Below are 25,087 nucleotides of genomic sequence, written 5' to 3' on the forward strand. Positions count from 1 at the left end.
TAGTTAAAAGTTAAGAGTGAATAGTGAACAGTTGTGGTTATTGCTACTCACTTCGTTCCTAGTAATTCTCAACGTACCTTTTTATAAATTTGCAAAGCAAATTATATTGATAGATTTTTTAAAATCATTTTTAGAAAGTGGTTGCCACTTTCATCCTAAATTCATAATTCATAATTCTTAACTAAATATATTTGCACTTATTTTTCTCAACTGATAACAAAAATTTGATGAATAAATTTAAAATATTTTCACACAAGATACAGTGTTGAATTTTAAGTGATTCTGAGCATGTCTCACTATTTGGGGTATCCAAGTTTTGGAATGGATAATTTTAAAAGTAAACTTGGAACCCTATATTTAAAGATATAAATTAAATTTTTAATTTATATCTTCATCAATTAAAAGTCTTTACATATAAAATAAAAATAGACATATTTATATGCCTATCTTTAAATTTGAAATTAGCTTTTTTTCATAGAAAGTGAAATCCTTTTTCTTTTCTCATCTACTTCCAAAATACTAACTTCTACAATATCCCCTACTTTTACAACATCTAATGGATGTTTTACAAACTTATCACTTAATTGACTTATATGCACTAATCCATCTTGATGAACCCCTATATCTACAAAAGCACCAAAATCTGATACATTCCTAACTGTTCCCATTAAAAGCATTCCTGGTTTTAAATCTCTCATTTCTACTACACCACTTTTAAATATAGGTTTTGGTAGTTCTTCTCTTGGATCTCTTCCTGGTTTTTTTATTTCTTTTATTATATCTTGTAATGTTGGAACTCCAACTCCTATTTCCTCTGCTAATTTAACTTCACATAAATCTTTTACTTTAGAGTCTATATCTAATAAATTACCTTTTTTTATATCTTCCTTAGAGTAATTTAATATGTCTAGAAGTTTTTTACATGCATTATAACTTTCAGGGTGAACTGAAGTATTGTCTAATGGCTCACTGCTTTCCATAACTCTTAAAAATCCTGCACATTGTTCAAAAGCTTTAGCTCCTAATCTTTTTACTTTTAAGAGTTCCTTTCTAGTTGTAAACTTACCATTTTCCTCTCTATATGAAACTATATTCTTAGCTATAGTTCCATTAACCCCTGATATATATGATAATAATGATGGTGTAGCTACATTTAAATCTACCCCTACATTATTTACACAGTCTTCTACTACTCCTTTTAATGACTCATCCAACTTTTTAGGAGTAACATCATGTTGATATTGACCTACCCCTATTGATTTAGGGTCTATTTTAACAAGTTCAGCTAAAGGGTCTTGCAATCTTCGTCCTATAGATATAGCACCTCTAACAGTTACATCTAACTCTGGATATTCTTCTGTTGCAAGTTTTGATGCCGAATAAACTGATGCTCCTGCTTCTGAAACTACAACATAATATATATCTTTTCCTATTTCTGATTTAACAGCCTTTATCACTTCAGCTAAAACTTCTTCTGATTCTCTACTAGCTGTTCCATTACCTAAAGAAATAACATCTACATCATGTTTTATGCATAAGTCCTTTAATGTGTTTATAGATTCTTTAACCTTTTCTTTGCTACCTGCTGTAGCAAAAACTGCTGTGTTTTCTAAAAACTTTCCTGTTTCATCTAATATAGCAATTTTGCAACCAGTCCTGAACCCTGGATCAAATCCCATTACAGTTTTACCTTTTATAGGTGATATCATTAATAATGCCTTTAGGTTTGCTTTAAATATGTCAATAGCACCTACTTCTCCTTTATCTGTTAAATCTCCTCTTATTTCTCTTTCTATTGATGGATAAATTAATCTTTTTAAACTATCTTCTACAGATTTTTCTATATATGAATCTGTTCTACCATTTCCTTTTAATGTTTTATTTTTTAAGTAGGCAATTATTTTATCTACCTCACAAGTGATTTTAACTGAAAGAATTTTTTCTTTTTCACCTCTATTTATAGCTAAAATCCTATGAGATGGTATTTTCTTAACCTCTTCCTTATAATCATAATACATTTCGTATGGCGTAGGCTCTTTTGAATCACCTTTAGTTTCTATATATCCTTCTTTAAAAATTAATGTTCTTATATACTTTCTGTATTCTGCCATATCAGATATTTTTTCACTTATAATATCCATTGCACCTTGAAATGCTTCATCAATGGATTTTACTCCTTTTTCTTCATTTAAGAACTGTGATGCATATTCATTTATATCACTATTGAAACTTCCATCAAATATTACTTCTGCTAGTGGTGTTAATCCTTTCTCTACCGCTATTGTTGCTCTTGTTCTTTTTTTAGGTTTATAAGGTCTATATATATCTTCTATCTCTGTTAATGTTGTAGCTTTTTCAAGAGATATCTTAATTTCTTCTGTAAGTTTTCCTTGTTCTTCTATAAGTCTTATAACATCTATTTTTCTATCTTCAAGGTTTCTAAGATAAGTTAATCTCTCAGAAAAATCTCTTAAAACTATATCGTCAATTCCACCAGTTCTTTCTTTTCTATACCTAGCTATAAAAGGCACTGTATTTCCTTCATCTAGCATTTCAATTACATTGTTTACTTGTTCATTTGAAAGTGCAAATTCTTTCATTAATCTATTTTTTATATTTTCCATTTTATCCTCCTATAAATATAGTGTTCCAAGTTGACTACAAATTAAATTTTATGTTTAATTTAACTTTTCAACTTGTTATTCCATATCATATTTACATTTTTAATGCATATTATTTTATTATGAAATTATTTTCCTTAAGTTTCCATAGTAATTCTACCATAAAATCCTTTGCAAATTAAATAATTTTATATTTTTAAGGAGATTGTTATGCCAATGATTTTTAAAAACAAAAAAAACATATTACTTATAAGTTTGACTGTTATATCAATATTTATAACAGTATTGTCAATTACATTTTATTTTAAAATAAATAATTTTTCCTCTAACCGAGTTGTAGAGCATATAAATTATCTTGCAAGTGATACATTAAAAGGACGACTTTGTGGAACTACAGAAAATAAATTAGCAGAAACTTATATACTAGATAATTTTAAAGATTTAGGTCTACTACCTTATAAAGAATCTTATACTGAAAGTTTTTCTATTCAATATCCTAAAAAATTAAATTTTAATCCTGAACTAAACATTATAGATTCTAATAGCAAAAATATAATAGAAAGTTTTAACTATGGTGTAGATTATAAAGATGATGGAACTAATTTTAGAATAAATGATATTACCTTTTCATCATCAGATGTAGCTCAAAAGACTGATTCCTATTTACTTGTTAAACATAAAGAGGATTATGTTCTCTTTTATGCTATAAATGATGAATCCTTTTCTTTTAGAAGTTCTTTTTTTAGTAATTTCAATTATGGTCTATCCATTTATATGACTAAAGACGGTTTAAACAAATTAATTACATCTATTGAGAATGGTAGTATTGTTAACGCTAAAATTCCATTTTCTAATTCAGATACCACTGTAAATAATGTTCTTGGTTATATTAAAGGGAAAAATTCTTCTATAGATCCTATAGTAATTTCTTGTCATTTTGACCATGTTGGAACAGATTCTATTGGAAATGTATATTATGGAGCTTTAGACAATGCTTCTGGTTCTTCTTTTGTATTGGAGCTTGCCCATTACATAAAATCTTTAGGAACACCTTCTAGAGATATTATTTTCGCAGCTTTTAATGGAGAAGAGTTTGGATGTGTAGGTTCCACTTATTTTTTTAATAACAATAAAAATCAATTAAAGAATAGTACTGTATATAATTTTGATATGATTGGAAGTTTTGATGGTATCCCTTTATGTGTAATGGGTGGAAAGGAAGACACTAAGGACACTTCCTTAATCCATGATTTGTCTCAAATTCTTGAAGATAAAAATGTGTATTTCAATTATATCTTTGAAGATTCTAGTGATCATATGATTTTTAGAAAAAATGACATTAGTGCAGTAACACTTATAGATAATGATTTATCTAGGATTCATACACCAAATGATAAAGTAGAGTTTATTAATAAAAAAGCTATTGACAGAGCCTTTTCTGTTATTTCAAAAGAACTTTGTGGTAATTACTTTAGTAATCCTTTTATTAAATATAATACTATAATCTTCATATCATCTTTGTGTACTTCTACTACCTTCTTACTTCTTTTATTTTGGGAATATAAACATGTGTCCAAATAAAAACAATGGTGATTTTTAAAAGTCACCATTATTTTTATATTTAAATTTATACTAAATTAATATAATTTATTTTTTCTACATAACCTTTTTATTTTTTAAGTTCTACTATATATTTATTATAATATATAAAAATAAAACTTAATTTTAAGGAGAGCTTTATGAAAAAACTAGTACTCTTTCCAATAGTTTCAGTTATTCTTTTCTCAATAGTAGCATTTATATCAACTTTTACCTTAGATAGTCCCAAAAAAGATGCTTTAATAACTATACTCTATGCTATATTACTTATTATTAATATATTAGGTCTATCAACAACAAATAAATTAAAGAAAACAATTAAATTAAACAATGAAGATTTAAAAAAAGTTGCTTTATGCAAAATTATCAATATAGCATTCATAATTATTCAAATCCCCGGAATAATTGTACTTGTATTAAATATATATTATTTTTACCTATAATAAATAAGGACTACTGCTCAATTAACTTTTATAAGTTAGTTTTGCAATAATCCTTTTTATGGTTTATCTTATAAAGTTTTTAAATACTCTGTAATAAATTGCTCTATATTACCATCCATAACAGAATCTACATTTGCAGTTTCCGTTCCTGTTCTATGGTCTTTAACTAGACTATATGGATGAAATACATAGGATCTTATCTGGCTACCCCAACCATTATCTTTTATTTCACCAGCTAAATCTTCTATTTTTTCTTTATGTGCCTGTTCTTTTAAATTAACTAATTTTGATTTTAACATTTTAAGAGCGTAGTCTTTATTTGTATGCTGACTTCTCTCGCTTTGACATTGAACAACAATGCCAGTTGGTATATGAGTTATTCTTATAGCCGATTCTGTTTTATTTACATGCTGACCACCAGCACCACTAGCCCTAAATGTATCAATTTTCAAATCATCAGATTTTATATCTATATCTTGACTTTCTGTAAGTTCTGGTAATACTTCACAACCAGCAAAAGATGTTTGCCTTTTACCATTTGCATTAAAAGGAGATATTCTTACTAATCTATGAACCCCTTTTTCTGCTTTTAAATAACCATAAGCATATTCACCAGTTACTTTTAATGTTACACCTTTTATGCCTGCTTCATCTGCTGGTATATAATCCATTACTTCTAATTTAAAGCCTTTACCCTCACAATACCTTGTATACATCCTATAAAGCATTTCAGTCCAGTCTTGTGCATCATTTCCTCCTGCACCAGTATGAAGGGTTACTATAGCATTATTTCTATCATACTCTCCACTTAAAAGAGTTTCTATTTTCAAATCATCAATTATAACTCGAAGCTCTTTTAATTCTTTTTTTATTTCTTTATAAGATTCATCATTTTCTTCCTCTAAACTCAGTTCTGTTAAAATTTCTAAATCCTCTACCCTTAAATTAAGCGATTTGAATTTTTCTATTTTATCATTTATATTTTTAGATTGTTGAGTAATTTCTTGAGCCTTATTTACATCATCCCAAAATGTTGACTCCTGCATTTTCATCTCTAATTCACTAAGTTTTAATTTTAAATTAGCAAGGTCAAAGTGAAACACTCAATTCTTGTAAATCTTTTTTTAAGATATTTATTTCATTTGATATTTCTTCTAAATATAATAACAACTTTTTCACTTCTTTCATCAATTTTTTAGTATAACGCATAATTAAATATAGGGTTCCAAATTAAATTTTAAACTTATATCAAATAATAAAACTCAAATTAATATTTTATTAATAAATAACAGATTATTTTAGTTAAGAGTTAAGAGTGAATAGTTAATAGTTGATGTATAAATTTAAGTTGGAGCTTGTTTCCCTATATTTCTAACATTTTTCATCTCTTATTTTTTCATATGCCTAAGGCATGTTAAAAGAACAACTTAAAATCTATTTCTGATTCATTATTTTCTCTTACCATGCCTTAATTTTAAAATTATATTGTTTTATTTTCCTCTACCACAGCAATTTTTATATTTTGCTCCTGATCCACATGGACATGGATCATTTCTTTGAGGTTCTACTTTTTTTCTTACAGGTTGTTTTGCTAATGATTCATCAGCATTTGTTGCTGTTTCTTTAGCCACCTTTTCTCTTTCTGGAGCTTTTTCAATTCTTACATGGAATAGATATTTAACAGTTTCTACTTTTATAACTTCGATCATTTCATCAAACATATCACTACCTTCCATTTGATACGCTTGTGCTGGATCCTGTTGTTTATACGCTCTTAAACCTATACCTTGTTTTAGATGTTCCATATTATCTATATGATCCATCCATTTAGAGTCAACAACTTTTAAAAGAATAACTCTTTCTATCTCTCTCATTTGCTCATTGCCAAAAGTTTCTTCTTTCTCTGTATATATTTTAGTTGCATACTCTAAATAAGCTTTAATTATTTCATCATTAGATTCTTTTTCTAATTGTTCAAAAGTAAATTGTCCTTTTTCAACAAACAGTTCTTCCATATAGCTTATAAGAGTTTTAAGTTCCTCATCAAAAGTATCTTCTACTCCACTTATATGAGAATTTACAGCTTGAGTTATTACATCCTCAATCATAGATTGTATTTGCTCTTTTAAATCTTCACCTGTTAAAACACGCTCTCTTTGAGAGTATATAATTTCTCTTTGTTTGTTCATAACATCGTCATATTTAACAACATTTTTTCTTATATCAAAGTTATTTCCTTCAACTTTCTTTTGAGCACTTTCTATTGCATTACTAACCATTTTACTTTCTATTGCATCCTCATCTGTTAATCCTAATTTCTCAACTACTGATGCTAATCTTTCTGATCCAAATATTCTCATTAAATCATCTTCTAATGAGATATAGAATCTTGATTCACCTGGGTCACCTTGACGACCAGCACGACCTCTTAATTGGTTATCTATACGTCTAGATTCATGTCTTTCAGTACCAATTATCTTTAATCCACCAAGTTCTATTACACCTTCACCTAATTTTATATCAGTACCACGACCAGCCATATTTGTTGCTATTGTAACCATGCCACTTTGACCTGCTTGAGCAACTATTTCTGCTTCTTTTTCATGATACTTAGCATTTAACACTTGGTGTTTTACACCTTTTTTCTTAAGCATATGTGATAATATTTCTGAGTTTTCGATACTTACAGTACCAACAAGCACAGGCTGACCTTTTTTGTTAGTTTCTGATATATCTTCTACTATTGCTTTATATTTTCCAAGGACAGTTTTATAAACTGAATCTGGTCTATCTACTCTTTTAATTGGTTTATTTGTTGGTATTACTATAACGTCTAAACCATAAATCTCTCTAAATTCGCCTTCTTCTGTTAAGGCAGTACCTGTCATACCAGCTAATTTTTTATACATTCTAAAGTAGTTTTGGAATGTTATTGTAGCTAAAGTTTTTGATTCTTTTTCTACTTTTACTCCTTCTTTAGCTTCTATAGCTTGGTGAAGACCATCACTATATCTTCTACCTTCCATAAGTCTTCCTGTAAAGCTGTCAACTATTACAACTTCTCCATCTTTAACTATATAGTCTTTTTCATTTTTCATCATATAGTTAGCTTTTAACGCTTGAACAACATGATGTTGAATTGCCATATTATCTTGATCTGCATAGTTTTCTAAATGGAAGTACTTCTCTGCTTTTTCCACACCTTCATCAGTTAAAATAACAGAGTTAGCTTTTTCATCTCTTTCATAATCTTCTTCTTCTTTTAATGACTTTACAAAGAAGTCTGCAACTTTATAAAATTCAGTAGATTTCTCACCTTCACCGGAGATAATAAGTGGTGTTCTAGCCTCATCTATTAATATTGAGTCAACCTCATCCACTATAACATAGTTTAGTCCTCTTTGAACTTTTTCTTCTTTATATATAACCATGTTATCTCTTAAATAATCAAATCCAAATTCATTATTTGTACCATAAGTTATATCTGCGCCATATTGTTCTTGTTTTTCAGTCTGACTTTGGCCATGTATTATAACACCTACTGTTAATCCTAAAAATTCATGAACTTTACCCATTTCATCTCTATCTCTTTTTGCTAGGTAATCATTAACTGTAATTACATGTACTCCTTTTCCTGTTAAGGCATTTAAATAAGATGGTAATGTAGCTACTAATGTCTTACCTTCTCCTGTTCTCATCTCTGAAATTCTACCTTGATGAAGTACAATTCCACCTACTAATTGAACATCATAATGTCTAAGTCCAAGAACTCTTTTAGACGCTTCTCTTACAACTGCTCCAGCTTCTGGTAGTAAGTCGTCTAATGTTTCTCCGTCTTTTAATCTCATTTTAAATTCTTCAGTCTTATGTCTTAATTCTTCATCTGATAATGCTGAAATCGATGGTTCTAAATCATTTATTTTTTTCACGATTGGCATTATACGTTTTATTTCCCTCTCACTATAAGATCCAAAAATTTTATTAAAAAGTTTCATACCTTTTCCTCACTCTTTCATCCATTAAATTTTGTACCTGTAGGTAATTAAATATTTACCACTAGCTTTTTATATATTATTGGAATTTTTCTTTCTAAATTTACGCATTATATTGTTTCTCAATCTCACCTTTGTTTAAAAAATAAGTATAAAATTTCACTTTAAAATTATACCACTTATTTTTTATTCATTCAACTTAAGCACAGATATTAGTAGCTTTAAAAGTTCTTTTAAATCACTGATATTTACACTCTTTGAAATGTATTTAAAGTTAATATTTTTCATCAAAAAAATGATGCGAAAAATCGCATCATTTTATATTTATATTAATTAAAATTCTTGTTCTATTAAACCATAGTTACCATCTTTTCTTTTATATAAAACATTTGCCATTGATGTATGACTATTAGTGAATACAAAGAAATCATGACCTAAAAGTTCCATTTGTAAAATAGCTTCTTCCGTTGACATTGGCTTTATTGCAAATTTCTTAGTTTTTACTATTTTAGGTTCCTCATCCTCATATTTGTATTCATCGATATTATTAAAATTCAAATCAACATTTTGATTTCTCTTTTGCAATTTAGTTTTTTGTTTTCTTATTTGACTTTCTAATTTATCTAAAACTAAATCTATAGCAGCATACATATCTTCATGCTTTTCTTCTGCTCTTAGCCTTACTCCATTGAACGGTATAGTAACTTCTATTTTACTTTTATTCTTTTCAACACTTAAGGTTGCATTTGCGTTTACTTCTTCAGAGAAATATTTATCTAATTTAGATAATTTCTTATCTACTACATCTCTTAAAGCACTTGTAAGTTCTATGTTTTTTCCCATTGATTTAACATTCATATACTACAACCCCTTTCTCGAGCCAAAAGCATTATGCTTATTTATTAAGTTTGTTTTGTATTTATATTTTAATATTATTTTTTTTATTTATCAAATGTAGTTTTTTGAATATTTAGACATTGTTACAGATATTTCACTTCTTCTCACATTATTTTTTGTCTTTACTATATTGTTTAGTATATGCTATTTTTTTATTGTTATGATATAATTAAAGTAATTGAGTTATTTTATATTTATGCAATTTATCAAATTAATTGTTTATTTGGTTTATATACATTTTTTATTAACAAACAAAGAAAAGCTAATTACAACTTATGTTGCAATTAGCTTTATTTGCATAAATTGGTTGACCTGGTCTTTGCCCCCACACTCGCCTGCTGGAGATTTCGCTACCCAGAGTTAACTTCTCACTACTAATTCTCTCGCTTTATTAGCGGCAGGACTTACTTCTAAGCCGCACCATGATCATTAAAACTTTGTTTAACTTACGTGGATCGTTTTGCCTGCGACTGGCATCGATTTTCAACCACAAACCCAACTTACTTTTTATATTATACTACACTTTTTGTTCCAGTCAAGATAAATACTTTTTTTATTCCATTTTCTTTTAAAGTTTTGCTACAATTTATTAAGGTTGCTCCTGTAGTCACTACATCATCAATTAATAACACATTTTCAAAATTACTATTACTACTTTTAACAAACTTAAAGCATCCCTCTACATTTCTCCATCTCTCCCAAGATGTTAACCCTATTTGATCTTTTGTTTCCTTAACTTTCTTTATCATTTGTTTACAAGGTATATCAAGCTTTTCTGATAACTTCTTTGCAATAACTTTGGCCTGATTGTACCCTCTTTTATTATAAGTTTTTCTGCTAATTGGTACGAAAGTTATAACATCTATTTCTATATTTTTTTCTATAATTAACCTTTTCATATAGTTTGCTAATATTTCTCCGCAAGTAAAATTACTTTCATATTTGAGCTTCATAACAATATCTCTCATTATTAATGTATGTTCTGCTATAGAGTAACATTTGTATTTGTCCCCACCATGATATATATAAAATGGTTTATTTATAATTTCTATATCTTTTCTACATATAGCACATAAATTATTTGACAATGCATAATTTTTACAAACAACGCATGTATTATCACTAGGATATATAATGTCTAATATACAATTTATTATATATTTTGAAGTCTTATAAATCCCTCTTCCCAACCTTTCTTATTTAAATTTCTCATTATTGATTTAGCCTTTTCTATATCTTCATTTTCATCTTTACAAATGAAGATTATTTCTTTCCTCATTACTGATTTAGCTCTTTCAATTTTACTAACTAAATAAACTAAATTTTTATAATTAAATTTATTATCATCTGCAAAAAATACCATTATGTTTATATCAGCAAGCTTTTCATTATGAAATTCATCATAGTCATCGGTTATTAATATACCTGTTTTACTTTTTAGAAATGCTTTTATAGAGGTTTTATCCTTTTTTTCTTTTATAAAATAAAATATATCCTTTGTTAGCTTTTCTCTTAATTTATCCATATACAAGTACACACTTATAACCTTATCGTTGCTAGGAACATATATTATTGTCTTTTTTTCTGTAGCAATTGTCCAACTTATGTATTCATAAGCCACTAGTGGCAAATCTTCTTCCATATCTATTTTTGTAGTAATAACCCTAGGTTCTATAAGGGGAGTATTATATTTATTTAAAGGAAAATGTATAGATACAGCTCTATCAAATATAGGTTCAATAGAGTATGCTATTATTGTGCCTCTACTTTTAACTGCTTTTGACAATATATTTTTTATATTTTTTTTAGATTGAAAAGGCATATATCCAAGTTCATCAAATATTACCAAATCATATTTTTCATCTAAATATAATGCCCTATTATAATCACAAAAGTTCACCTTACAGCTATCTTCATCAGTTTTTTCATCTAAATATACATAGTCATTATTCTCTAGGTAACTTATAAGTTCTATATTTTCTTTTTCTTCATTTACAATATATAAAACAGATTTATTATTATTTATGCAATAATTTATTGCATCTAAAAATATAGTAGCTGTATTATAAAAATAAGAAATTACATTTATTATATCCGTATTATTTTTTACATATTTTAAAACTTCTTTAATAACGTATTCTTTTCCTTTAATCATATTTTAAATAAATCTCCTTATCAAATTCCAAATATTTCACTTATTCTCCACTTCAAACCTGAGTATCTCTCAAAAGTTCTATCATTATCTTTCATAAAAGATACTGTTTTTTTATCTCCCACTAAAACGACTAGTTGCTTTGCTCTAGTAACTCCAGTATATAAAAGATTTCTATTCATAAGCATTGGAGGTCCCATAAACATTGGCATTATAACTACTGGGAACTCACTTCCCTGGCTTTTGTGGATGGTTATAGCATAAGCTAACGCCAACTCATCTAAATACATGTCATCATATTCAACAATCTTGTCATCTTCAAAAACAACTGTTAAATTGTTATTTTCATTTATATCATAAACATATCCAACATCACCATTAAATACTCCTAGCCCTGTACATTCTGCATCAAAAACCTTTTCTTTCTTAGTCCATTTTAAACTATAATTATTTTTTGTTTGCATAACCTTATCTCCAATTCTAAATACCATTTCTTTGAGTTCCTTTTCTGGTTTATTAGCACTTGGTGGGTTTAAGATTAATTGCAATTCTTTATTTAGATTGTCAACTCCTGCTATGCTTTTTTTCATAGGAGACAATATTTGTATATCCTTCATTTTATCCCAGTTAGTGTTAAATTTAGGCAATCTTGTACTTATTAAGGATATTATTTGTTCTAATATATTTTTGCTATCTCCGCATTGTATAAAGTAAAAATCACTACCTTTTGAATTTAGTATAGGCATCTTTCCATCATTTATTAAATGGGCATTAACAGTTATCATACTTTCTTTACCTTGTCTAAATATTTCATTTAACCTTACTGTTTTAACAACACCACTTTCAATTATATCTCTTAAAACGTTTCCTGGCCCTACAGATGGTAATTGATCAACATCACCAACTAGTATTAACCTTGTGCCTGTAAATATAGCATTCATCATGCTATTCATTAAATTTATATCTATCATAGATGCTTCATCAACTATTAAAACATCACATTCTAGCTTTCTGTCGGTTAATAATTCACTTTCTTCTTCTTCCTCCGATGCGCCCATCTCTAAAAGTCTATGTATAGTTTTAGCCTCTCTTAAAGTAGTTTCACTCATCCTTTTAGCCGCTCTTCCTGTTGGTGCTGCCATATTAACCTTCATTCCAGCTTTTTCAAATATACTTACTATACAGTTTATTATAGTGGTTTTCCCTGTTCCTGGACCTCCTGTTATAACCTCTATTCCATTAGTCATAGCTCCTTCTATTGCTTCTCTTTGACATTTAGCTAACTGTATATTCTGCTCATTTTCAAAGTTTTCTATTTCTTCATCATAATTAATCTCTAATTCATCATATTTAGTAGTGCATAATTGAACAAGTTTCTTTGTAACTCCCATTTCAGCATAAGCATATTGAATGGTAAATACACACTGAACACTGTCTATATTTTCTACTTTAATTTTACCTTCAATTATATTTTCTCTTATAGCTAAATCAATATTTTCTTCATCTACTTGCAAAACATCTATAGCTCTTTTTATAAGTTTTTCTAATGGCATGTATGTGTTACCTAATAAACAAAATTCATTTATTATATATTTTATTCCACTTTTCACTCTAAATATAGAATTTTTCTCCACGCCTAAGCTCATAGCTATTCTATCTGCCGTTTTAAATCCAATTCCATTTATTTCTTCTGTTAATATGTATGGATTATCTTTCACAATAGCTACAGAACTGCCTCCAAATCTTTTATAAATTTTCATACATTGGTTAGCAGTCATTCCATAGGTTTGAAAAAATATCATTATATTTCTAATCTCTATTTGTGCCGAATATGATTTCATTATTAATTTTATTTTCTTTTTTCCTATGCCATTAATTTCTTTTAGTCTATCTATATCTGTATCTAATATTTCTAATGTCTTTTCTCCAAAATGATCTACTATTTTTTTTGCAGTAACAGGTCCTACCCCTGAAATAATCCCACTTGATAAATATTTTTCTATTCCTAGTTTACTAGTTGGTAAAATTTCTTCAATGGACATCACTTTCATTTGCTCACCAAATTTTTCATGTGTAACCCAATCGCCTGTAACTTTATATTGACCGCCTTCTTTAATATAAGGTATTACACCGACTATTGTATGTCTTTTCTTTCCATCTTTTAAATGAGCTATTGTATATCCATTTTCTTCATTTTTAAAAATAATATCCTCTAGTATCCCTGTTATATCTGACATAAAAATCTCTCCTAAAATTGTTCTTTTGAATATTATATCATAGAGCCATACTATTCTCATTTATTAATATACTTGACAAATGTTTAGGCTTTCAAACAAACATAACATTTATCCATACTAATCAAAAAACACACCCCAAGGTGTGTCTTTTATATTATAAATATTTTTTTATTTCTTCTACTTTGTCTAATTGCTCCCATGGAAGATTTAAATCATTTCTTCCAAAATGACCATAAGCCGCAGTTTGTTTGTATATTGGTCTTCTTAAGTCTAATTGTTTTATTATAGCTCCAGGTCTTAAGTCAAACACCTTTTTAATTATTTCTATTATTTTTTCATTAGAAATTTTTTCTGTTCCAAATGTATCAGCTTCTATAGATACAGGATTAGCAACTCCTATAGCATATGCAAGTTCTATTTCTATTTTATCAGCAACCCCAGCTGCTACTAAGTTTTTAGCAACCCATCTAGCTGCATAAGCTCCTGAACGATCAACTTTAGTTGCATCTTTTCCTGAGAATGCTCCACCACCGTGTCTTCCATATCCACCATAAGTATCAACTATTATTTTTCTTCCTGTTAAACCAGAATCTCCTTGTGGTCCACCTATAACAAATTTACCTGTTGGATTTATATAATATTTAGTATTTTCGTCTAATAATTCTGCTGGAACAACAGCTTTTACAACATGCTTCATTAAATCTTCTCTTATTTGTTCTTGTGTTACAGTTTCACAGTGTTGTGTAGATATTACTATTGTATCTATTCTTACTGGAGTTTCATTTTCATACTCAACTGTAACTTGAGTTTTCCCATCTGGTCTTAAGTATTCTAATGTTCCATTTTTTCTTACTTCTGTTAATCTTCTTGAAAGTCTATGAGACATAGCTATTGGAAGTGGCATATACTCTGGAGTTTCTTTACTTGCAAATCCAAACATCATACCTTGATCTCCAGCTCCAACTGCCTCTACTTCATCCACTTCTTGTCCTCTTTTTTCAATAGCTTCATCTACACCTTGTGCAATGTCAGGTGATTGCTCATCTATTGATGTTAATACTGAACAAGTTTTATAATCAAATCCATATTTCGCTCTTGTATAACCTATTTCTTTTATTGTTTCTCTTACTACTTTAGGAATATCTATATAGCAATTTGTGCTTATTTCACCCATAACTAATACCATTCCTGTAGTTACTGCTGTTTCACAAGCTACTCTTGCATGAGAGTCTTTTGCTAATATACTATCTAATACCGCATCTGATATTTGGTCACAAATTTTATCTGGATGTCCTTCTGTTACTGATTCTGATGTAAATAATCTTCTCATTTTTAAATCTCCTTTCAAATTTCCGTTCTAATGGAAGAGAGTGGCCTTAAAAATAATACAAGGTATACTTATTATTACAAAATCCTTGTAACTACTATTTTTATGCAATAAAAGACCTCTTCTTGATAAGAAGAGGTCGAAATTTCGTACTCGCACTCTCTTATCTTGCAGAATATTTCTGCAGGAATTGGCACCATTGTGCTAAGCACCGGTTGCCGGGTTTCATAGGGCCCTTTCCCTCCACCTCTCTGGATAAGAGTAATTATATAATTTTATGATACAATGTTATCATCAAAATACATCATTGTCAACAATATATTATTTTATTTATACTGGAAATATATTCAATAATTTTTATAATTTTTATAATAAAAAACACTTTAGAAAATCTAAAGTGTATGGTGGAGGAGGACGGATTCGAACCATCGAAACGAAACGTAACAGATTTACAGTCTGCCCCCTTTGGCCACTCGGGAACTCCTCCATTTATGGAGCTGGCAATAGGAATCGAACCTACAACCTGCTGATTACAAGTCAGCTGCTCTACCGTTGAGCCATGCCAGCGTATTATTATATTTTATATTTTAAGTTTAATGGTGGTCACAACAGGGTTCGAACCTGTGACCCTCTGCTTGTAAGGCAGATGCTCTCCCAGCTGAGCTATGCGACCGTGTTATATGGTGGAGGAGGACGGATTCGAACCATCGAAACGAAACGTAACAGATTTACAGTCTGCCCCCTTTGGCCACTCGGGAACTCCTCCACTTATGGAGCTAGCAATAGGAATCGAACCTACAACCTGCTGATTACAAATCAGCTGCTCTACCGTTGAGCCATGCTAGCGTGTTATTTTTAGTCGGTAACTTCGACAAGGTTTATTTTATAATTTTGTAGTATTTTTTTCAAATCCAAATTTAGCCTTTACAAGCAATTATTTTAAATTTGTTCTTACTTTCTATGTTTATCTCTCTTTTCCTTATCAATTTACTTTGTTAAATTTAAAGTAAATTTAGAATTCTTCAGTTATTTCTTTATTCATAAAAGGTTTGGCAATCTCTTTGGCTTCTTTAATTTCTTCTTCAGTTAAATATTTCTCTAATACAGTTATGATTTTTTTTACACCTAAATCTTTATTTTCATAATTTAAATATTTAACTATATTATTAAATTCTTTTTTAGGTACCTTATATGCGAATGTTATTAGTTTTTTCTTTTCCGATAAAGATACTTGTTTTAATACTTCCTTTGCTTCTGCTCGCACTAGTTCTGCCCCTAATTTTTTCTTATTTTTATTGTAAGAATCAAATTCACCTTCTATTGAAATATTAATATCATTCTCAGTTTCTTCCACATCGTCATAAAAAGGTCTTTTATTTTTATACTTCATCTCACCATCATAAGCAACAGCATCATTACCATTATCTACACTACTATTGTGTTTTATATCTTCTTTAGTATGCTCTTTATTTTTTTTCTTATTAAAAATTAAAGGTTCTGAATAGCTTTTGTTTTGATTTTCTTTTATATTTTCATCTTTTTTTTCAGTTTCTTCAGTTGCTATATTAATTTCATTTTTTATAATTAAATACTCATTATTTCTGTAAAACATTAATATAGTACAACTATACATTATAGTACACAAAATTATTATACATGAATATATTTTTTTTATAATTATCACTCCCAGTTAATATTATGAACATAAAAAAATTTAGATATACTTAATTATTAACAAATGCAAAGACTCATATTCAACTGTGTACTTACATAAAAAATATTTTTACTTTTTTCTAAATGTTTATAATCACATTCCATTTTTTTGCATATATATTATTAAGCGTATTTTTAATATTTTTACATTTATACAAATATTATAGAAGATAATAATTAAATTTTATTTTGTATAAATCAATTTTAAGTTGATACTTAAATTTTTTAAAATGAATCACAATTCTCTAGGAGGTGCAATCAGTGGCTAAAATTAAAACCCATTATAAAAATCCCCTAGCTTATTACAACTTAGCTACTTTTATTAAAGATTATTTAGATGAAGATACTATCATTATATGTATAGGTACAGATAGATGCATAGGCGATTGTTTAGGTCCACTAGTTGGAACTTGTTTAAAAGAAAATTTTTTCCCTCTACCTGTTTATGGAACAATTTCTGATCCTATACATGCATTAAACTTAGAAAATAAGCTAACCGAAATTAAAATTAAACATCCTAATTCAAAAATAATAGGAATTGATGCTTGTCTAGGGCCACATTCAAGTATAGGTGAAATACAAGCAAGAGATTTTTCTATAAACCCTGGCAAAGGTGTTGGAAAATTACTTCCACCAGTAGGAGATATGTCTTTAATAGGAATTATTGATTCTAGTGATGATACAGAACTGTTTACAAATCGAAATATAAGATTAAACCTGATTATGCAATTATCCAAGGTTATAACAAAAGCCCTTTTACATTCATATTATTTAGCTTTTGATAACTCATCTTTTATTTAAAGTTCCCATAATTTGAAATAATAAAATGACACAGTAAGAAACTGTGTCATTTTATTAATTAAATTATTAATAAAAAGATAGGTCTTGTCCTCCAAATGAGTCGCCCATTTTATCTATAAATTCTAACGCTTTACCTGTTCCTATTGCAACACATGAAACAGAATTCTCTGCTACATATACTGGTACTTTTGTATAGTCTTGTACCAATTTATCTAAGCCATCTAAAAGTGCTCCTCCGCCAGTCATAACTATACCTTTTTCCGCGATATCTGCTGCTAATTCTGGTGGCGTTTTTTCTAGTACAGCATGAGTACATTCAGCAATTGAAGCTACTGCTTCTCGTAAAGCTTCTCTCATTTCTGTAGAATTGACAGTTATATTTTTAGGAAGACCTGTAATTAAATCTCTTCCTCTTATATCCATGTCAATTTCTTCATCTTTTTTATAAGCTGATCCTATGTTTATCTTTAAATCTTCAGCAGTTCTTTCACCTATCATTAATTTGTGTTTTTTTCTTATGTATTTAATTATAGCATCATCAAAATTATCTCCTGCTACTTTGATAGATTCTCTAACTACCATTCCACCTAAAGATATAACAGCTATATCTGTAGTTCCTCCACCAATATCTATTACCATATTTCCACTAGCTTTAGAAATATCAAGTCCAGCTCCTATAGCTGCTGCTAATGGTTCCTCTATTAGATAAACCTTTTTAGCACCTGCATTTCTTGCTGCATCTTCAACAGCTCTTCTTTCAACTTCTGTAGATTCACATGGAACGCATACTACAACTCTTGGTGCTGCTTTCTTATTTCCACAAGCTTTTTTTATAAAATGTTCAAGCATTTTCTCTGTAACATCATAATCTGAAATAACACCATTTCTTAAAGGACGTATAGCAACTATGTTTCCTGGAGTTCTTCCTATCATTTTTCTAGCTTCTTCTCCAACTGCTAAAACCTTATTTGCATTTTTTTCAATTGCTACAACTGAAGGCTCTTTTAATATAACGCCTTTTCCTTTCATATAAACAAGGACTGTAGCTGTTCCTAAATCTATTCCCATGTCTGTTCCCATACCGAAAAAAAACATACTTTAATTCACTCCTGCTCTTTCGTATTTTAACTAAAAGTTTAGCTTTAAACTAAATAACTCTTATATTGTCTAATTATAATACGAAAGCCTTTATCCTTCAATTGTTTTATATTTCATTTGTGTAGCTTTTCCACCTCTAATGTGTCTTTCTGCCTTATTTAAGTCCAATACATTTTTAGCTTCTTCTGCAATTTGAGCATTGATTTTAGGTAATCTTTCGGTCATGTCTTTGTGTATAGTGCTTTTACTTACACCAAATACAGTTGCAGTTTTTCTTATAGTTTCTTGTGATTCAATTATATATCTTGCAACTTGCAATACTCTTTCTTCAATGTAGTCTTTCAACGTGTTGCCTCCTTAATCCTTATATATTTATAAATATGCTTATATTTCCACATAAATTACTTATGTATAAGCCATTCTCTGAATAATTCAGAAAATGGCTTTAATAATACTAACTATTTTTTATAATTTACATATTTACTAGGATCTATGTTTTCACCATCTTTTAAAACTTCAAAATGTAAGTGAGAACCATATTCTTCATATGCAAATGTAGTTGTGTTTCCAACTTTACCAATTTCTTGAGAACCTTTTACTGAGTCTCCTTTTTTTACAGCTACTTTTTCTTGCAAATTAGAATATCTACTTACAATTCCATTTTGGTGATCTATTTCAACATATGTTCCTTCTGATGAAGTATCTACATTTTTAATAACACCATTCATCATTGCAACTACAGGTGTACCTTCTTCAACTTTTACGTCTATACCAAAGTGTGGTCTGTAGTCTTTAGTTGAAGACATGTAAACAGGGTCTTCTGTGTATGAACGAGCTAAACTTCCATCTACTGGTTTAACTGATTCACTATCTGTTGCATTTGAAACTGATTGACTTTCTGCATTTTTTTGAACTTGTACTTCTGGAACTGCTTTAAGCTCCTCTTTTTTTACTTGTAACGCATCATTATAAGTTTTAGGTTCTACAGTTGCTCCATTAGTTTGTTTGTCCTCTTTTGTTTCTTTATTTGCCTTTTGTTCCATTGCTGGTAATTGAGCCACATCTCTTTTATCCTTAGATGTTGTTAATATTGTTACTGTTGCTACTGCACATAGGCAAACAAATAAAATTACATAAAATCCTTCCTTTTTAAAAAATTGTTTAAATTTTGTTTTCTTATCCATAAAAACACCTCCACTAGTATTGTTGTCCTATCTTTTTAAGTTAATTCACTTTTGTTATTATTTTTTCTCGTTTTTTTTCGACTTTTTTCTTATATGTTTTTAAAAATAAAGAACTCATGATAACCATGAGTTCTTATAGGCTTTTAAATTTTAATTTTAACTTATATCTCAATCAAATAAGGATTCTTTAAGTTAGATAAACCATATACTAGTGGATAGTTATGGACATATTCAGTTTGCATCCCTTATCACTATATTATTTTTTATTTATTTGTTCTAAAGTTATTCCTGTATAATAGTGCTGTAATATATCCTTATAGGTTTTTCCTTCACTAGCCATATTATTAGCTCCCCATTGACTCATCCCTACTCCATGGCCAAAACCTGTACAGCTTATCTCCATGTCATTATCTAAATAGTTTATTTCAAAGTTAGCAGAATTAAGACCATAAAGACTTCTAAATTTAGGTCCACTGATAGTTGCTGTTCCTAATTTTATACTCTTTATACTTCCACCATCAGTTCTTTTTAAAATTTTTATTTGATCTTTTATATTATTTAATGACATATTGGCATTATACTCACTATTAGCTTTTTCAATAAAATCTGCATAGGAAATTGAAACTACGCTTTTATATCTTGGTGCATTTTCTTCTCCTTTACTTTCAACACTTCTTAAATATGGTAGCGCGTTTACAAAAACATCTTCTGAGTTTTCAGTTTTTCCACTACTAGTAGAAAAGTAGTACGCTCCACTAGCAAGTCCTCCATCATAAGATAACACTTGTCCTTTTGTAGCGTTTACAGCTTCTTCCACCTTTTTCCAGTTACTTTCTCCTTTAACACCCCACATTTGAATTTTTTCCTCTTTGCTTAGATATACCTGACAATGAGTTGTATCACAAAGATCTGATCCATTACTTTTATTACACCCACCACCAATAGCTTTCGTATGAGCTACTGTATATGTTCTAGCGGCTACTGCTTGAGCTTTTAATGCTTCTATTTCAAAATTTATTGGCATTTCACTACTTATAACTCCTTTAATATATTCTTCTATAGGTAGTTCAACCACTCTGTCTTGCTTAGTCAAATAAACTTTAACTTTATCCACATTTATATCCTCTACTAAATTTTTTTTAGCCACTTTATTTTCTTTTATATCCCTTTTGCCAATTTCAAAAGAACTAATATCATTATTTTTTTCTTTAACATTCCCTCCTAATATAAAATAAGTTGATGCAAGTAAGAACATAACCCCTAGTGCTACAAATGTTAAAACCGATATTATCTGCGACGCCATTTTTTCACTTATACTTACACTATGAGCATTTAACTTAAATTTATTTTTTAAATTTCTCATTTTATCCTCCTCTCGTTTTGCAAGTTAAAACTTTAAATAATAGGCTATTTGTTCTTTTTATTCAAAGTTTATTAAAAAAAGTTATTAAATATAACATCTTTTTTAAAATATCTATATAAATTTTAAAATTTAATTTTTTATAATTATCTTTTTTATTAGAAGCAAATCAATATCTTTGAAAAATCAATAAAAAAAATAGTCACTCATAAAATTTGAGTAACTATTTTTTAAATTAAATTTCTTCCTCTATATTTATCCTTTTAATATCAGCACCTAACTTTTGAAATTTCTTTTCAATTTCAACATATCCTCTATCTATATGGTATATATCTGCTATTGTGGTTTTTCCCTTTGCACACAATCCTGCTAATATTAAACAAGCTCCTGCTCTTAAATCTGTTGCCTTAACTTCAGCACCTGTTAAAGATTTTACACCTTCCACAACTGCACATCGTCCATCTATTTTTATATTTGCACCCATTCTTACCAGTTCTCTCACATGCATAAATCTATTTTCAAAAATAGTTTCTGTTATCATACTAGTACCCTTAACAATGCTTAATAGGCTCATCATTTGAGCTTGCATATCAGTAGGGAATCCAGGGTATGGCATAGTTTTTATATCTATTGGGTTTAAATCTGTGCTTCCATCTATAACAATAGTATTTTTACTTGCTTCTATTTTTACTCCCATTTCCTTCATTTTTGCTATTACTGGTTTTAAATATTCTTCATTTACATTAGTTAATTTTATTTTACTTTTAGTTATTGCAGCAGCAATCATAAATGTTCCCGCTTCTATTCTATCAAAAATAGGAGTATATTCTGTTCCCATAAGTTTATCCACTCCAACTATTCTTATGGTATCTGTGCCTTCTCCATAAATCTTCGCACCCATACTCTTTAAAAAATTTGCAAGATCTATTATTTCTGGTTCTTCTGCTGCATTTTCAATTATAGTTTCACCTTCAGCTAGTGATGCAGCCATCATTATATTTTCAGTAGCTCCTACTGATGGAAAATCTAAATATATTTTTGCACCTTTAAGTTTATCTGCTTTAGCTTCAACAAACCCATGTTCTGTTCTAATCTCTGCTCCTAATGCAGTTAATCCTTTTAAATGCAGATCTATAGGTCTTGATCCTATATTACAACCTCCAGGCAACGATATCTTAAAATATCCGAATCTTGCAAGCATGGCTCCCATAATCAAAAATGATGCCCTCATTTTTCTTACTAACTCATTGCTAACTTCCTCTAAATTTAAATTTCTAGTATCTATTTCTATTTTATTATCTTTTCTTAAAATTACTTTAGCATTTAAAGATTGTAAGACTTCATAAAGTACATTAACATCTTCTAATTTAGGAATATTATTAAAAACACAAACACTATCACTTAATATAGTTGATGCAAGTATTGGTAATACTGAATTTTTAGCTGAACTAATCTCTACTTCGCCATTTAATCTTTTGCCACCTTTTATAATAAACTTTTCCATGTTATTCCTCCATAAATAGTGCTATTTTAAAAAGCTACAGTTATTTCTGGGGTTCCTATTATTAAATAATTTTCTCTGCTGTATTTCATAATAGCAAATTGAAAATCAATTTTTTTTCTAAAGATTTCTTTTGAATTATACATCTTAGTATTGCAAATAGTACTAAATCCATTCTCTAAAGGCACCGTTTCTAAATCTGTAGCCCCATTTTTATCTAAAAAATCTACTATATGCTTATTTAGCAAATTGCAATTTTCATCATCGAAACTAGATTTTACATATAAATATTGATTTATATGTTTTTCGTTTTTAAATGTGGTCTTTGTTAAATTCTTTAGAAAATCTAAATTATTATATTTTGTTTTTTGACTAACTGTCATTTTTATCATATTATCTTTATAATCAATTTTTTCTATAATTACATTAAGATTATCAATTTTAACTTCTATATAATCATTATGATTTTTAACAATTATTTTTTCTTTATCATAACCATAATAACTTATACTTTTCTTTAATTCTTCACAATAACTATTTATATCTTTTTCTTCATTAAATATAGTTTCAACTCCAACTTCAATAATTTCTGCTTTAGCTATATTTAAAACTTCACCAATTATATCTTTCTTATCTATAGCCTTTGAATTTATTGAATTTAAACAAACCAATATAAAAATCATAAAGATTGCTATAAACTTTTTTAAAAATTTCTCCATAACTATCCCTCCACTTTTAAAAGTATTGACAATAATTATTGCTTTATACACTGGCTTGTTTCAAATATAAGTTATTTAATTTTTTAAATTAGAAATAAGATAACATAATTGGTTATTATAGATTTTATGTTTATAACTTATATACATTTATATCTATAATCTTTTATGTTATCCTAATTAATATAGTGAAACATGCCCAAATTTTAGCTTATCTATATTTATAATTGTAGTTATAAAATTTAGTGATTTTTGAGCATCTACTCACTGTTAAGGGTGTCTAAAATCTTCAATGTATAAATTAAAATGTGATTTTAGAATACTATACAATAAACTAAATAAATATATAGATTATAACTAAAGTTATAATTTAGCTTTTTTATAAATTTATAGAAATTTTGAATATATATTATTAATATATATTTTTTTCCTCTTTTTGTGCATATTAGTGGTTTTTTTACAATATATATATTTAAAAATAATGCTACCTTTAATCAAGATAGCATTATTTTTATGTAAACATAGATGAAAATGGAGCTACTTCTTTTAAAGTTTCTAATGCTTTGTCTAATTGCAAATACTCTTTTCCCTCTATATTAACTGTATTATTTTTAAATGTTTTGACAGTTTGATTGTATTGATTAACTAAATTTATTTTTGATGCATCTGATATTCTAATATTTTCATTTGGATTTTCAGTTCTATTATTCATTTTTTATTCCTCCTAACATAATACAATTATTTATAATAAAATTAATTTTTTTATTAAATTATATTGTTATTATGCTTATAAAGTATTTACTTTATCCTTAATATTTGTTAAGTTATTATTCCACTTTTTCTATTTATTGAAAAAAAAATATCGCCTTTAAAATTATTTAAAGGCGATATCTTTATAAATTCAATCTTAATAATGATCTTTTAAGAGCTAATTCAGCTCTTTTTACATCTATTTCATTTTTATTTTTAAGTCTATCTTCTGCTCTTTTCTTAGCCGATTCAGCCCTTTTCTTATCTATATCTTCAGGCCACTCAGCAGCATTACATAAAATAGTTACTTCATTCTTTCTAACTTTAATAACTCCACTTGATGTAAAACACTTATATTCTTTACCATTTACATCTTGAAAGTTAACTATAGTTGGAATAACCTCGGATACCATAGCCATATGATTTGGTAATATACCAAATTTACCATCACTACTTTCTGAGCTTAACTTTACAACATTACCATTATAAAGCTCTTTATCTGGGGTTACTATTATAAGCTTAAAACTATTTTCCATAATATAACCGTCATTGTAAAATGTTAAAATTTAATCATCTTACTTCCTAATTCATCAAGTCCATCTTATTATATAAATAAAATGAATGGTCTGACTTTCCAAAGGCTTAAACTCCCCGCTTTAACAGGTACTAATCAATACTTCATTGCTTTTGGACGGA

Annotated in this window: 20 protein-coding genes, 5 tRNA genes and 1 riboswitch; of the genes, 3 read left to right on the top strand and 22 right to left on the bottom strand. The window is 28.3% G+C overall.

Annotation, left to right across the window (positions count from 1 at the left end; translation table 11 throughout):
• Nucleotides 1-461: 461 nt before the first annotated feature.
• Entirely contained in the window at nucleotides 462-2,624 is a 2,163-nt protein-coding gene (locus AZI32_RS12350; RefSeq protein ID WP_061996137.1) for a Tex family protein, read from the bottom strand.
• A gap of 207 nt (nucleotides 2,625-2,831) precedes the next feature.
• On the opposite strand from AZI32_RS12350, the gene AZI32_RS12355 reads away from it, so the two are divergent.
• Together AZI32_RS12355 and AZI32_RS12360 are read left to right on the top strand one after the other, a co-directional pair.
• The gene (locus AZI32_RS12355) at nucleotides 2,832-4,202 is read left to right on the top strand and encodes a M28 family metallopeptidase (RefSeq protein ID WP_061996138.1); all 1,371 of its coding nucleotides are present in this window, start codon (nucleotides 2,832-2,834) and stop codon (nucleotides 4,200-4,202) included.
• A 158-nt stretch (nucleotides 4,203-4,360) separates the two neighbouring features.
• On the top strand, nucleotides 4,361-4,663 hold the full coding sequence (locus tag AZI32_RS12360) for a hypothetical protein (RefSeq protein WP_061996139.1): 303 nt from the start codon (nucleotides 4,361-4,363) through the stop codon (nucleotides 4,661-4,663).
• Between the two features lie 68 nt (nucleotides 4,664-4,731).
• On the opposite strand, the gene prfB is transcribed toward AZI32_RS12360, so the two are convergent.
• The 13 genes from prfB to AZI32_RS12425 all read right to left on the bottom strand — a co-directional run bounded on the left by prfB (nucleotide 4,732) and on the right by AZI32_RS12425 (nucleotide 16,880).
• A protein-coding gene (gene prfB, locus AZI32_RS12365) for a peptide chain release factor 2 (RefSeq protein WP_206406637.1) occupies nucleotides 4,732-5,833 on the bottom strand; the annotation gives its coding sequence in 2 pieces (ribosomal slippage) (nucleotides 4,732-5,754 and nucleotides 5,756-5,833; 1,101 coding nt in all).
• A 320-nt stretch (nucleotides 5,834-6,153) separates the two neighbouring features.
• Nucleotides 6,154-8,658 carry a preprotein translocase subunit SecA gene (gene secA / locus AZI32_RS12370; protein WP_061996140.1) on the bottom strand — a complete coding sequence of 835 codons (2,505 nt, stop codon included), beginning with the start codon at nucleotides 8,656-8,658 and terminating at the stop codon, nucleotides 6,154-6,156.
• 330 nt (nucleotides 8,659-8,988) lie between these two features.
• Nucleotides 8,989-9,513, bottom strand: coding sequence for a ribosome-associated translation inhibitor RaiA (gene raiA / locus AZI32_RS12375; protein WP_061996141.1), 525 nt, complete (start codon nucleotides 9,511-9,513; stop codon nucleotides 8,989-8,991).
• Between the two features lie 551 nt (nucleotides 9,514-10,064).
• Complete coding sequence (locus AZI32_RS12380) at nucleotides 10,065-10,742, bottom strand: ComF family protein (RefSeq protein ID WP_061996142.1); 678 nt, start codon at nucleotides 10,740-10,742, stop codon at nucleotides 10,065-10,067.
• Nucleotides 10,706-11,707: a hypothetical protein gene (locus tag AZI32_RS12385; protein WP_061996143.1), complete on the bottom strand. Its 1,002-nt coding sequence runs from the start codon at nucleotides 11,705-11,707 to the stop codon at nucleotides 10,706-10,708. Before AZI32_RS12385 ends, AZI32_RS12380 begins: the two co-directional genes overlap by 37 nt.
• Nucleotides 11,708-11,727: 20 nt before the next feature.
• Nucleotides 11,728-13,941 carry an ATP-dependent RecD-like DNA helicase gene (locus AZI32_RS12390; protein WP_061996144.1) on the bottom strand — a complete coding sequence of 738 codons (2,214 nt, stop codon included), beginning with the start codon at nucleotides 13,939-13,941 and terminating at the stop codon, nucleotides 11,728-11,730.
• 154 nt (nucleotides 13,942-14,095) lie between these two features.
• Nucleotides 14,096-15,271: a methionine adenosyltransferase gene (gene metK, locus AZI32_RS12395; RefSeq protein ID WP_061996145.1), complete on the bottom strand. Its 1,176-nt coding sequence runs from the start codon at nucleotides 15,269-15,271 to the stop codon at nucleotides 14,096-14,098.
• A 157-nt stretch (nucleotides 15,272-15,428) separates the two neighbouring features.
• Nucleotides 15,429-15,530: riboswitch (SAM riboswitch) on the bottom strand.
• Nucleotides 15,531-15,670: 140 nt separating this feature from the next.
• Nucleotides 15,671-15,755 (bottom strand) — tRNA-Tyr (locus AZI32_RS12400).
• A gap of 5 nt (nucleotides 15,756-15,760) precedes the next feature.
• Nucleotides 15,761-15,835 (bottom strand) — tRNA-Thr (locus AZI32_RS12405).
• 30 nt (nucleotides 15,836-15,865) lie between these two features.
• A tRNA-Val gene (locus AZI32_RS12410) sits at nucleotides 15,866-15,941 on the bottom strand.
• Between the two features lie 8 nt (nucleotides 15,942-15,949).
• Nucleotides 15,950-16,034: transfer RNA gene (locus AZI32_RS12415), tRNA-Tyr, on the bottom strand.
• 5 nt (nucleotides 16,035-16,039) lie between these two features.
• A tRNA-Thr gene (locus AZI32_RS12420) sits at nucleotides 16,040-16,114 on the bottom strand.
• 166 nt (nucleotides 16,115-16,280) lie between these two features.
• Nucleotides 16,281-16,880 (bottom strand): hypothetical protein, encoded by a 600-nt coding sequence (locus AZI32_RS12425; RefSeq protein ID WP_157450909.1) that lies wholly within the window; start codon nucleotides 16,878-16,880, stop codon nucleotides 16,281-16,283.
• 362 nt (nucleotides 16,881-17,242) lie between these two features.
• Here AZI32_RS12425 and yyaC point away from each other — a divergent pair, with 362 nt between their 5' ends.
• Nucleotides 17,243-17,782 carry a spore protease YyaC gene (gene yyaC / locus AZI32_RS12430; RefSeq protein WP_061996147.1) on the top strand — a complete coding sequence of 180 codons (540 nt, stop codon included), beginning with the start codon at nucleotides 17,243-17,245 and terminating at the stop codon, nucleotides 17,780-17,782.
• A gap of 66 nt (nucleotides 17,783-17,848) precedes the next feature.
• Here yyaC and AZI32_RS12435 read toward each other — a convergent pair whose 3' ends face one another.
• The 8 genes from AZI32_RS12435 to AZI32_RS12470 all read right to left on the bottom strand — a co-directional run bounded on the left by AZI32_RS12435 (nucleotide 17,849) and on the right by AZI32_RS12470 (nucleotide 24,927).
• A complete protein-coding gene (locus AZI32_RS12435; RefSeq protein ID WP_010293776.1) occupies nucleotides 17,849-18,877 on the bottom strand; it encodes a rod shape-determining protein in 1,029 nt (342 codons plus the stop codon).
• A gap of 93 nt (nucleotides 18,878-18,970) precedes the next feature.
• On the bottom strand, nucleotides 18,971-19,225 hold the full coding sequence (spoIIID, locus tag AZI32_RS12440; RefSeq protein ID WP_010293777.1) for a sporulation transcriptional regulator SpoIIID: 255 nt from the start codon (nucleotides 19,223-19,225) through the stop codon (nucleotides 18,971-18,973).
• Nucleotides 19,226-19,338: 113 nt separating this feature from the next.
• A complete protein-coding gene (locus AZI32_RS12445) occupies nucleotides 19,339-20,064 on the bottom strand; it encodes a M23 family metallopeptidase (RefSeq protein ID WP_061996148.1) in 726 nt (241 codons plus the stop codon).
• A 256-nt stretch (nucleotides 20,065-20,320) separates the two neighbouring features.
• The gene (gene spoIID / locus AZI32_RS12450) at nucleotides 20,321-21,427 is read right to left on the bottom strand and encodes a stage II sporulation protein D (protein ID WP_061996149.1); all 1,107 of its coding nucleotides are present in this window, start codon (nucleotides 21,425-21,427) and stop codon (nucleotides 20,321-20,323) included.
• Nucleotides 21,428-21,659: 232 nt separating this feature from the next.
• A complete protein-coding gene (gene murA / locus AZI32_RS12455) occupies nucleotides 21,660-22,928 on the bottom strand; it encodes a UDP-N-acetylglucosamine 1-carboxyvinyltransferase (RefSeq protein ID WP_061996150.1) in 1,269 nt (422 codons plus the stop codon).
• 26 nt (nucleotides 22,929-22,954) lie between these two features.
• The gene (locus AZI32_RS12460) at nucleotides 22,955-23,644 is read right to left on the bottom strand and encodes a hypothetical protein (protein ID WP_061996151.1); all 690 of its coding nucleotides are present in this window, start codon (nucleotides 23,642-23,644) and stop codon (nucleotides 22,955-22,957) included.
• Nucleotides 23,645-24,152: 508 nt separating this feature from the next.
• The gene (locus AZI32_RS12465) at nucleotides 24,153-24,353 is read right to left on the bottom strand and encodes a hypothetical protein (RefSeq protein WP_061996152.1); all 201 of its coding nucleotides are present in this window, start codon (nucleotides 24,351-24,353) and stop codon (nucleotides 24,153-24,155) included.
• Between the two features lie 181 nt (nucleotides 24,354-24,534).
• Nucleotides 24,535-24,927 carry a F0F1 ATP synthase subunit epsilon gene (locus AZI32_RS12470; RefSeq protein ID WP_061996153.1) on the bottom strand — a complete coding sequence of 131 codons (393 nt, stop codon included), beginning with the start codon at nucleotides 24,925-24,927 and terminating at the stop codon, nucleotides 24,535-24,537.
• Nucleotides 24,928-25,087: the final 160 nt, after the last annotated feature.

The sequence above is a fragment of the Clostridium sp. ATCC 25772 genome, from assembly GCF_001573875.1.
In the GTDB taxonomy this organism is placed as follows: Bacteria; Bacillota; Clostridia; order Clostridiales; family Clostridiaceae; genus Clostridium_J; species Clostridium_J senegalense.

Bases quoted from the DNA above. Each gene is read 5' to 3' on its own strand.
- AZI32_RS12350 (WP_061996137.1), bottom strand. From the start codon at position 2,624: ATGGAAAATATAAAAAATAGATTAATGAAAGAATTTGCACTTTCAAAT.
- AZI32_RS12355 (WP_061996138.1), top strand. From the start codon at position 2,832: ATGCCAATGATTTTTAAAAACAAAAAAAACATATTACTTATAAGTTTG.
- AZI32_RS12360 (WP_061996139.1), top strand. From the start codon at position 4,361: ATGAAAAAACTAGTACTCTTTCCAATAGTTTCAGTTATTCTTTTCTCA.
- secA (WP_061996140.1), bottom strand. From the start codon at position 8,658: ATGAAACTTTTTAATAAAATTTTTGGATCTTATAGTGAGAGGGAAATA.
- raiA (WP_061996141.1), bottom strand. From the start codon at position 9,513: ATGAATGTTAAATCAATGGGAAAAAACATAGAACTTACAAGTGCTTTA.
- AZI32_RS12385 (WP_061996143.1), bottom strand. From the start codon at position 11,707: ATGATTAAAGGAAAAGAATACGTTATTAAAGAAGTTTTAAAATATGTA.
- AZI32_RS12390 (WP_061996144.1), bottom strand. From the start codon at position 13,941: ATGTCAGATATAACAGGGATACTAGAGGATATTATTTTTAAAAATGAA.
- metK (WP_061996145.1), bottom strand. From the start codon at position 15,271: ATGAGAAGATTATTTACATCAGAATCAGTAACAGAAGGACATCCAGAT.
- AZI32_RS12425 (WP_157450909.1), bottom strand. From the start codon at position 16,880: ATGTTTTACAGAAATAATGAGTATTTAATTATAAAAAATGAAATTAAT.
- AZI32_RS12435 (WP_010293776.1), bottom strand. From the start codon at position 18,877: ATGTTTTTTTTCGGTATGGGAACAGACATGGGAATAGATTTAGGAACA.
- AZI32_RS12445 (WP_061996148.1), bottom strand. From the start codon at position 20,064: ATGGATAAGAAAACAAAATTTAAACAATTTTTTAAAAAGGAAGGATTT.
- spoIID (WP_061996149.1), bottom strand. From the start codon at position 21,427: ATGAGAAATTTAAAAAATAAATTTAAGTTAAATGCTCATAGTGTAAGT.
- murA (WP_061996150.1), bottom strand. From the start codon at position 22,928: ATGGAAAAGTTTATTATAAAAGGTGGCAAAAGATTAAATGGCGAAGTA.
- AZI32_RS12460 (WP_061996151.1), bottom strand. From the start codon at position 23,644: ATGGAGAAATTTTTAAAAAAGTTTATAGCAATCTTTATGATTTTTATA.
- AZI32_RS12465 (WP_061996152.1), bottom strand. From the start codon at position 24,353: ATGAATAATAGAACTGAAAATCCAAATGAAAATATTAGAATATCAGAT.
- AZI32_RS12470 (WP_061996153.1), bottom strand. From the start codon at position 24,927: ATGGAAAATAGTTTTAAGCTTATAATAGTAACCCCAGATAAAGAGCTT.